The organism is Gryllotalpicola reticulitermitis, from assembly GCF_042651345.1.
Lineage (GTDB): Bacteria > Actinomycetota > Actinomycetes > Actinomycetales > Microbacteriaceae > Gryllotalpicola > Gryllotalpicola reticulitermitis.
Window position 1 is genome coordinate 172,184 of record NZ_JBHSCN010000023.1, and the last position, 9,124, is coordinate 181,307.

At 64.8% G+C, this 9,124-nt stretch carries 9 protein-coding genes and 1 pseudogene; 9 read left to right on the top strand and 1 reads right to left on the bottom strand.

What is annotated here, in order from left to right; translation table 11 throughout:
• Positions 1 to 3 precede the first annotated feature (3 nt).
• Positions 4 to 723, bottom strand: coding sequence for a GntR family transcriptional regulator (locus ACFOYW_RS18665; protein ID WP_390232601.1), 720 nt, complete (start codon positions 721 to 723; stop codon positions 4 to 6).
• A gap of 156 nt (positions 724 to 879) precedes the next feature.
• On the opposite strand from ACFOYW_RS18665, the gene ACFOYW_RS18670 reads away from it, so the two are divergent.
• The 9 genes and pseudogenes from ACFOYW_RS18670 to ACFOYW_RS18710 all read left to right on the top strand — a co-directional run.
• Entirely contained in the window at positions 880 to 1,737 is an 858-nt protein-coding gene (locus ACFOYW_RS18670; protein ID WP_390232604.1) for an NAD(P)-dependent oxidoreductase, read from the top strand.
• Positions 1,734 to 2,699 carry a carbohydrate ABC transporter permease gene (locus tag ACFOYW_RS18675; protein ID WP_390232607.1) on the top strand — a complete coding sequence of 322 codons (966 nt, stop codon included), beginning with the start codon at positions 1,734 to 1,736 and terminating at the stop codon, positions 2,697 to 2,699. The genes ACFOYW_RS18670 and ACFOYW_RS18675 overlap by 4 nt, the downstream gene beginning before the upstream one ends.
• A complete protein-coding gene (locus ACFOYW_RS18680) occupies positions 2,699 to 3,598 on the top strand; it encodes a carbohydrate ABC transporter permease (protein WP_390232609.1) in 900 nt (299 codons plus the stop codon). Before ACFOYW_RS18675 ends, ACFOYW_RS18680 begins: the two co-directional genes overlap by 1 nt.
• Before the next feature lie 11 nt (positions 3,599 to 3,609).
• Positions 3,610 to 4,926 carry an ABC transporter substrate-binding protein gene (locus ACFOYW_RS18685; RefSeq protein ID WP_390232611.1) on the top strand — a complete coding sequence of 439 codons (1,317 nt, stop codon included), beginning with the start codon at positions 3,610 to 3,612 and terminating at the stop codon, positions 4,924 to 4,926.
• Positions 4,927 to 4,930: 4 nt separating this feature from the next.
• Positions 4,931 to 6,163 (top strand): CaiB/BaiF CoA transferase family protein, encoded by a 1,233-nt coding sequence (locus ACFOYW_RS18690; RefSeq protein ID WP_390232613.1) that lies wholly within the window; start codon positions 4,931 to 4,933, stop codon positions 6,161 to 6,163.
• A complete protein-coding gene (locus ACFOYW_RS18695; protein ID WP_390232615.1) occupies positions 6,160 to 6,936 on the top strand; it encodes an enoyl-CoA hydratase in 777 nt (258 codons plus the stop codon). Before ACFOYW_RS18690 ends, ACFOYW_RS18695 begins: the two co-directional genes overlap by 4 nt.
• Complete coding sequence (locus ACFOYW_RS18700; RefSeq protein WP_390232617.1) at positions 6,933 to 7,829, top strand: amidohydrolase family protein; 897 nt, start codon at positions 6,933 to 6,935, stop codon at positions 7,827 to 7,829. The genes ACFOYW_RS18695 and ACFOYW_RS18700 overlap by 4 nt, the downstream gene beginning before the upstream one ends.
• Complete coding sequence (locus ACFOYW_RS18705; RefSeq protein ID WP_390232619.1) at positions 7,826 to 8,596, top strand: RraA family protein; 771 nt, start codon at positions 7,826 to 7,828, stop codon at positions 8,594 to 8,596. Before ACFOYW_RS18700 ends, ACFOYW_RS18705 begins: the two co-directional genes overlap by 4 nt.
• 66 nt (positions 8,597 to 8,662) lie before the next feature.
• Positions 8,663 to 9,124 (top strand): annotated as a pseudogene (locus ACFOYW_RS18710) (fumarylacetoacetate hydrolase family protein); the annotation flags it as partial.

Sequence of the window (9,124 nt, forward strand, 5' to 3'; positions counted from 1 at the left end):
GGGCTATCGGGTCACATCGTAGGGAATCGCGGTGCCCGGCGCGAGCCCGTGCCGACGCACGATGGTCGCGTCGAAGGAACGCTCGCCATGTACGGCCAGCTCCGCGAGGGCGGCGGGTTGGTCGCCGGACTCGACGAGCGCGAAGAGGTGACGGTGCCGCCGAACGTGCTCTTCGAGGTCTTCGTAGAAGCGTTCCCGGGCGATCAGGTTCCGCGACATGCACAGAATGACCTGTTGCTGGAGGGAGGCGTAGATGTCCTCGAGCCGTCGGTGCTCGGCGATCCGGATCAGCCGAGAGTGAAATGCGTAGCCTGCCTCCACGAGCGCCCCTCGATCCTCAGCCTTAGCGCAGCGATCCATCTCATCGAGCGCCTCGCGGGCTGGATCGAGCAGCTTGGGGTCGCGCACAGGTATGCCGAGCTCGAAGGCCGTGCGCTCCAGCGCAGACCGAAGCGTCAAGATCTCGTACACGTCGACGTCCGTCAGGGTGGCGACGAATGCTCCGCGCCGGGGTCGCGTGTAGATGAGTCCTTCGTTTTCGAGCAGACGCATCGCTTCGCGCAGCGGGGGGCGGCTGATGTCGAGCTCTTGCGTGAGCCGTTCCTCGATGAGCCGCTCGCCCTGCTCGAGTTCGCCGGCGAGGATCTTCTTTCGGATCGCGTTGACCGCCAGTGCCACCAGGCTCGGCGCCTGGAGGCGCGTGTCGTCTGACCTCACGTCCATCCTCGTTCTCCTTGCTCCTCCGCTGGATGCGGCGCTGTTGGACAGAATCTAGCGTTCTTCCGAAACTCTTGCATTCTGTAGATTGACTGTTGTAGACATTAGTCAATGCGGCCATGGTCCGCGAAATCGCCACTCGATGATGAGGAGGACGAGCGAGTGTCTCGTGACAATGGTGCCGCGGTCGTCGGCTTGGGGAACCTCGGACGCGCCATCGCCCTACGGTTGCTCGAGCGTGGCTGGGACCTTCGCGTCGCGGATACCAAGGCCGCGCGCGTTGGGCCCCTCATAGATGCCGGAGCCGTCCAGACTAATCCCGCCGGTCTCGCCGACGTCGGGATCGTCTGCTTCGCCGTACCCGATGCCCAGGCAATTCGGACCGTACTCGAGGAAGGGCTCGCCTCGCGCCTGGGCCCTTTTCACACGGTAGTCGTCCACAGCACCGTTCTGCCTGCAGAGGCCAAGGCGCTCGCCGCGACGGTCGAAGCGCGCGGCGCCTCGTTTGTGGAAGCACCGGTAAGCGGCGGCGCCGAGCGTGCGTTGCATGGGGATCTCGCAGTGATGCTCGGCGGTCAGCCCGCGGCGATCAGCGGTATCAGCGAACTCATCGCCGACCTCGCCCGACAGTCCTTCGAGCTCGGCAGCGTCGGCGCAGCGTCGGCGACCAAGCTGGCCAATCAGCTCGTGATGTTCGCCACTCTCGCGGGCCTGACCGAGGGGCTTCGCCTGGCCGCATCGCACGGCGTCACGGACACAGCCGCACTCGAAGCGTTCGCCGCGGGCACCGGCGATACCTGGGTGGGACGCAACTGGGGATTCTTCGACGCGGTCGCCTCCGATTACGACGCCGCGGGCGTGCTCATCTCGGACCGCCCGTGGTCGAAGGACATCTGGGAGATCCTCGCCGCCGGGCGGGAAGCGGACGTTGAGCTTCCGTTCGCCGGCCTGCTCTCCCAGACGATAGCCAGAACGGTCGAGTCGCACGCGACCACAACCAGGAAAGGAGAGGACGCGTGAGCGCACCCACCGCACTAGCCGGCGGCCTTCGCGCACTCGGTCGACGTCGTCTGAACAACACGTCAGGTCGGCACAAGAATCCGCTGCGTGCGAAGGAAGGCCGCACGGCCTACGTTTTCATGTTGCCGTGGCTCATCGGGCTTCTCGGGCTCACCCTCGGGCCGATGATCTACTCGCTGTACCTCTCATTCACCAGCTACAACCTCCTGAGCTCGCCCCAGTGGGCGGGCTTCGCGAACTTCGTGCAGATGGCAGGCGACTCCCGGTACTGGCAATCGGTGCACGTGACGCTCGTCTACGTCGTGGTGTCGGTCCCTGTGGTCTTGATCGTCTCGATGGCCGTGGCGATGGTGCTCAACGCGAGCATCAAGTTCATCACCGCATATCGCGCGCTGTTCTACCTGCCGTCCCTGCTCGGCGCGAGCGTCGCTGTGGCGACCCTGTGGCGTCAGGTGTTCGGCAACTCCGGACTGATCAATAACGCCCTCGCTGCCATCGGCATTCAGCACGGCAGCTGGATCGGCAACCCGTCGACCGCGCTGTACGTCATCATCAGCCTGAACGCGTGGGCCTTTGGCTCGACCATGATCATCTTCCTCGCTGGGCTGAGGCAGGTACCGCAGGAGCTCTACGAGGCGGCGTCCGTCGACGGCGCCGGCCGGGTCCGGCGTTTCCTCAGCATCACGCTGCCCTCGATGAGCCCGCTGATCTTCTTCAACGTGCTACTCGACACGGTGCACGCCTTCCAGGCGTTCACGGGCGCATACGTGATCAGCGGCGGGACCGGCGGGCCGTCCGACTCGACCTTGTTCTACACGCTCTACCTGTACCAGCAGGGCTTCACCCAGCTGAACATGGGCTACGCCAGCGCGATGGCCTGGGTGCTCGTCGTGGTACTGGCCGCGTTCACCGGCTTCCTCTTCTTCACCGCTCGCTACTGGGTTCACTACGGAGACCGCTGATGACAACGCTGAGTTCGACGTCGCCGAAGACGGCGGCCATGGCGCGGCTGATCAAGAAACCCAAGAACAAGGTCTGGATCTCGGTCCTGCGGCACTTCGTGCTCATCCTGATCCTGTTCGCGATGCTCTATCCGCTGCTGTGGATGGTCGGGGCATCACTTCGGCCCAACAACGAGATCTTCCGCAGCCTCGGGCTGTTCTCCGGCAATCTCACCTTCGCCAACTATGTCCACGGCTGGACGGGCGGCGGGGCGCTGAGCTTCTCGAGGTACTTCCTGAACTCGGTCACCATCTCCGGGCTGTCCGTGGTCGGAAACCTCATCGCCTGTTCGCTGACGGCCTACGCCTTCGCCCGGCTCGAGTTCCCCCTCAAGCGCCTGCTGTTCGCGGTGCTCCTCGGCACTTTGCTGCTGCCGTACCACGTCACACTCGTGCCGCAGTACATCCTCTTCAACAAGCTGAACCTGATCAACACGTTCGTGCCGCTGATCCTGCCGCACTTCCTCGGCACGGACGCGTTCTTCGTGTTCCTGATGGTCCAATTCATCCGCGCGCTGCCGACCGATCTCGACGACGCCGCGCGCATCGACGGCGCCAGTCACTGGCAGATCTTCGTACGGATCATCATGCCGCTTGCGTTGCCAGCGATCGGCACCACGGCGCTGTTCACCTTCATCAACTCGTGGAACGACTTCCTTGGGCCGCTGCTCTACCTCAGCAACACGAGCGAGTGGACCGTGCCCCTCGGGCTCAACGCCTTCCTCGACGCGACCGGCGGACAGAGCTCCTACGGCGCCTTGTTCGCCATGGCGACATTGTCGCTCGCACCACTGGTCGGTTTCTTCGTGGCCTTTCAACGGCTGCTCATCGAAGGAATCGCCACTTCCGGAATCAAGTGAAAGGTATAGCAATGAAGCTGACCAAACGGTCCGGCATCGGGGTCGTAGCGGGTGTGTCCGCGGTGCTGCTCCTTGCCGGATGCTCAGGTAACTCCGGCTCGACCGGCCCGGCGACCGCCGCCGCAAAGCCCAGCGGTTCGATCCAGCTCAGCTACTGGGGCTCCTCGAGCCGTGTCACGAAGTATGACCAGATCGACAAGCTGTTCGAGCAGCAGTACCCCGGTACGACCGTTCAGGCTGCGGCGGGCGACTTCAGCACCTACTTCGACAAGCTCAACGTGCAGGCCGCAAGCAAGTCGATGCCGTGCGTTACGACGCTGCAGACCCGTAGCCTCAACGACTACACCAGCAATAGCACGCTCATGGATCTCGACTCGCTCGTGAAGTCGGGTCAGATCAACGTCAGCGACATCCCGAAGTCCGTCCTCGATACGGGCGACGGCCCCGACGGAAAGCTGTACATGATCCCCTTCGGGGTGGCTTGGAATGCCATCGCCGTGAACACGGCGATGGAGAAGCAGTACGGCATCACACCGCTCAAGGCCGGCTACACCCAGGCCGACTATACGGCATGGCTGAAAGACGCCTCCTCAAAGCTGCCGAAAGGCGTTGCCGCCACGGACAACCAGGGGCAGGACGAGCCGACCTTCTCGGCTTACGTCATCGCCAATGGTTACAAGATGTTCAACAGCAAGGGCAAGATCGGATTCCCGATGTCGGTGCTCGAGGACTACTGGAACATGTGGCAGGGCTTCCAGAAGGCCGGCTATACCAACTCGCCCTCCGCGAATGCGGACGAGCCGACGCAACTCGAACAGTTCTACGTCACCGAGAACAAGCTGCTGAGCGAGCAGGTCGCGGGCAACGCGATCGCCGGCATCCAGGCGGCTGACCCCAGCGCGGACATGACAACCATGACCTTCGCGACCGGAAAAGCGGGCCTCGGGAACATGTTCTTCGTCAGTGGCTACTCGATCCCGAAGAGTTGCAACAACGTGACGGCGGCCGCGGCTTACATCAACTTCTGGACGAACAACGACAAGGCGGCGAGCGTCTTCGCATCCGACAACGGAGCGGTAGCCAACTCGACGCAGTTGAAGCAGCAGATCGCGACGCCCTCGTCACCCGGTGTGAAGACCGAGCTGCAGCAGTACCAGTACATCCTCGACCAGAAGGTGCCGACGCAGACGATCCCGGCGGGTTACGACGCGGTATTCGAAGAGGCATTCACCCGTGACTTCCAGAACGTCGAATTCGGCAAGCAGACAGTAAAGCAGGCGACTGACGCCTTCTTCAGCGAAGCGAACGCAAGCCTCGGGAAGAAGTAGACGAGTGGACGACGAGACGGTGAGGATCATGGTGCGCAACGCGGCGGGCAAGCCCACGGGACAGACTTCAGGAACGGCTCTCGGAGGGATCCGCGTGCTTGACCTCAGCCAAGTGATGTCGGGCCCGTTCTGCACGATGATCCTCGCCGACCTCGGCGCGGACGTCATCAAGATCGAGAATCCCGATCACGGCGACCAAACCCGGAAGTCATGGGGCTATTCGGTGATCGGCGAGGACAGCCGCGCCTTCCTCTCTCTCAACCGGAACAAGCGCAGCGTCGTGCTCGACCTGAAGAGCGCAGCAGGACGGCAGACCTTCCTCGAGCTCGCGGCGACGGCCGACGTCGTCATCGAAAATTTCCGGCCCGGCGTCGCCGCGCGCCTCGGCGTCGGATACGACGATGTCAGAGCCATCAACCCCCGCATCGTCTACGCAAGCATCTCCGGGTTCGGGCAGACCGGGCCTTACGCCAGCTATCCCGGATACGACCTGATCGCCCAGGCGATGACCGGAGTCATGAGCGTGATGGGCGAACCCGGGCGGCAGCCGGTGAAGTCAGCGATCCCCATCGCAGATCTCGGCGCAGGCATGTTCTGCGCCATCGGCATCCTCTCCGCGCTCATCGCCCGCGGCGACGACGGCGACGGACAATACCTCGAGACGTCGCTGTTCGAATCGGCCCTGGCAATGTCGGTATGGGAGTCGACCGAGTACTGGTCCACGGGGGAGAGCCCGAAGCCGCTCGGGTCCGCCAACCGCATGTCAGCGCCGTATCAAGCGCTCGCAACCCAAGACGGATACCTGACCGTTGGCGCGAACAACCAGAAACTCTGGGGACTCCTGTGCGACGTGCTCGAGGCGCCCGAACTGCTCGCGGACCCAAGGTTCGTCGACAACAACCGCCGAATGGACCACCGAGCAGAGCTCGCCGTGGAACTTGAGAAACGGTTCGCCGCAGCGACGACGGACGAGTGGGTCGCCCGGCTGCTGGCTGCCGGCGTTCCGGCCGGACCCATCCGGGACTACAAACAGGTGCTCGAGACCGATCCGCACGTGAAGGCGCGCCGGATGGTGATCGAGTTCGAACACCCCGTCGAGGGGACCACGCGAGCACTCGGCTCGCCGCTCAAACTGTCAGGCACTCCCGCACGGCTGAGCTCGCCACCGCCCCTGCTCGGGCAGCACACCGAAGAGGTACTCCGCGACCTGCGCAAGCACACCGAGGAGAGCGCATGAGCGAGGCATCCGTCACCGTCGAAAGCTCAGGACCGATCGCGCACGTCCGCATCACGAACCCGGGGAAGCGCAACGCATTCACCTGGCGAATGTACGACCAACTGGAACAGATCGCACTCACCGTGGCCGACGACCCGACGGTACGAGTGGTGGTACTACGTGGAAGCCCTGAGGACGGGTTCGCAGCCGGCACCGACATCACCCAATTCGACGGGTTTGACGGGTCGGCCGGAATTGACTACGAACGGCGGGTCGGCAAAGTGCTCGCTGCGCTGGCGGCGATTCCCGTGCCCACGATCGCCGCCGTCGAACGCACTGCGGTCGGCGCCGGCCTCGCGGTCGCCGCCTACTGCGACCTCATCATCGCCGAGCCGCGTGCCAAGTTCGGCGCACCGATCGCGCGCACGCTTGGAAACACGCTGCCGGCTGGCGTCGTGAATCGGCTGCGCATCCGCATCGGTGCCGCAGCGACGCTCAACCTGCTGCTGACGGCCTCGCTCACCCCGGCTGAGAACCTCGTCGCGAGCGGCTTCGTCTACGCGCTCGCAGGCTCCGAAGGGATCGAAGTCACAGCAGCCGCCCTTGCCGAACAGGTCGCCGCCCTCGCACCCCTCACGCTGCGCGCGATCAAGGAACTGAACCGACGGCTGGACAGCTCCTCGCTGCCCGACGACACCGATCTGCTCGAGCTCTGCTACGGGAGCGCCGACTTTCGAGAGGGCGTGCGGGCGTTCGTCGAACACCGACGCCCGGAATGGACAGGAACGCCATGACGGTGATCGACGCTCACCACCACTTCTGGAAGACCGCGGCGCAGGCGCAGCCGTGGCGCACCCACGCCCACACCGCACTCGAGCGCGACTTCGAACCGGCCGACCTCGACCCAGAGCTCGACAACGCCGGCATCGATGCGACAGTCGTCATGCAATCGGTCGACGAGCCGGCAGAGAACGTTCGGCTTGCCAGCTACGCCCGACACGATCGCGTCGCGGGGGTCGTCGCGTGGCTGCCGATCCGCGACACTCGAGCCGCGCTCGCGGAGCTCGACCGTTTGATGATCGACAAGCTCGTGGGCGTACGCTGCCTCATCGCGGACGACCCTTTGGACTGGATCACGCAGCCGAACGCCGTGACGTTGTTCCGCGAAGTGGCAGATCGAGGGCTCAGCTGGGACGTCGTGCCCATCACCGCGGCGCAGACCCGGCACGTGATCGCGCTCGCCGAGGAAGTGCCCGAGTTGCGAATCATCATCGACCACCTCGGCCGGCCGCCGATCGACACCCTCGGGTGGGACCCGTGGGCGGCGAACATCGCCGAGCTTGCCCAGAACCCTGATGTCGCGGTCAAAGTCTCCGTCGGCATCGACGCGCTGACCGCCTGGGGCGCGTGGAAATACTCCGAGCTCGAGAAGTACGTGGACCATGTGGCTGCGCTCTTCGGGGCACAGCGGTTGATGCTTGCGAGCAACTGGCCAGTGGTGCTCCTGCGCGCCGACTACGCGACTGCATGGGCAGACCTCAGCGCCCTCGTCGCGCACGCGTTCCCCGACCACGAAGACCAGGGCCGGATCTCGGGTGGAACCGCCACCACGTGGTACCGGCTATCACCACCTCACGTTCCATCCGGGAATGACGAGAAGAGCAAGAAAGAAGAAAGCGGAAGATGACACTCACCAGTCCCACCAACACCACGGTCACGTACGAGAAGGCCGACCCGAGCGAACTCGCCAGCCTCTATCAACACCTTCGCGTCGTCGACGTCGTCGACGCACTCGACGGCATCGGGTACTTCAATATCGGTCTCATGGACCCTGAGGTTCGGCCGCTATGGAGCGGCATGAGATTCTGGGGCGAGGCGGCGACCATCCGTGCCGTTCCGTCGAACAAGCCGATGTGGAAGCTTGAGTCCACCGACGACATCGTTCACGCCCACGGCATCTGGTTTGAGCAGAATCCGCCGGCGCGACTCCCGAACGACCTGAAGCCGGGCCACGTCGTCGTGATGGACGCCGGCGGCGGCCCCGAGGTCGGTTTTTGGGGGTCCGAGAACAGCATGGGCGCAATCATCGCGGGCGCCGTCGGCATCATCACCGACGGATACTGCCGTGACACCGCTGAGGTCGAACTGCAGCGCACCCCTGTTGTGGCACGCCACCGCGGTCGCACGATCATCCCCGGTCGCATCCAGGCCATCGAGACGCAGACCACGATCGCCTGCGGTGGAGTTCAGGTGAACCCCGGCGACATCGTCGGTGCCGACGATGACGGCGTCGTCGTCGTGCCTCGAGACGTCGCGCTTGAAGTGGCGAAGCACGCCAAGGCGATCTTGCTCGCGGACATGCGCTCTCGGCGTGACAAGTACGAACGCCTCGGCAAGCCAGCCGATCAGACGGTCGACGTCGACGCTATCGAGACGTACTACGCAGCACTGTGACCTCCGCCGTGTCGGGGCCCCGCTGTACACCGGGTCCCGACACGCGGTTGAACCCGAAGGACGACATTGACTTCCGAAGTACTTTATGGCGCCGCGCTTGTCTCGGCGACGCTTCCTGCTGACTCGGCGACGCTCGTCGGCCGGTTGTTCGACCCGGCTGTCGGCGGCCCGTGCGTCGTCGCCGTGCGCGGGGACCGGCTCGTGGACCTGACCGGCGGCGCGGCGACGGTCGCGGGGCTGTTGGAGCGCGACGAGGTCGTCGAGTTCGTGCGCGGATTCGAGGGCGACCGCTCCTGGTCGCTGGACGACGTGGTCGCCGCAACGTTCGCGGGCGACGTGGAGAAGCCGCGGTTGCTCGCGCCGGTCGATCTGCAGGTGATCAAGGCGGCGGGGGTCACATTCGCGACGAGCATGCTCGAGCGTGTGATCGAGGAGCGCTCGAAGGGCGATCCGGCGGGCGCTGCGGCGGTGCGAGAGCGGGTTGCGAGCGCGGTCGGCGGGGCGATCGCGAGCGTCGTGCCCGGCAGC

Coding starts and splice junctions, on each gene's coding strand:
- ACFOYW_RS18695 (WP_390232615.1), top strand. CDS start 6,160: ATGAGCGAGGCATCCGTCACCGTCGAAAGCTCAGGACCGATCGCGCAC.
- ACFOYW_RS18700 (WP_390232617.1), top strand. CDS start 6,933: ATGACGGTGATCGACGCTCACCACCACTTCTGGAAGACCGCGGCGCAG.
- ACFOYW_RS18680 (WP_390232609.1), top strand. CDS start 2,699: ATGACAACGCTGAGTTCGACGTCGCCGAAGACGGCGGCCATGGCGCGG.
- ACFOYW_RS18665 (WP_390232601.1), bottom strand. CDS start 723: ATGGACGTGAGGTCAGACGACACGCGCCTCCAGGCGCCGAGCCTGGTG.
- ACFOYW_RS18705 (WP_390232619.1), top strand. CDS start 7,826: ATGACACTCACCAGTCCCACCAACACCACGGTCACGTACGAGAAGGCC.
- ACFOYW_RS18685 (WP_390232611.1), top strand. CDS start 3,610: ATGAAGCTGACCAAACGGTCCGGCATCGGGGTCGTAGCGGGTGTGTCC.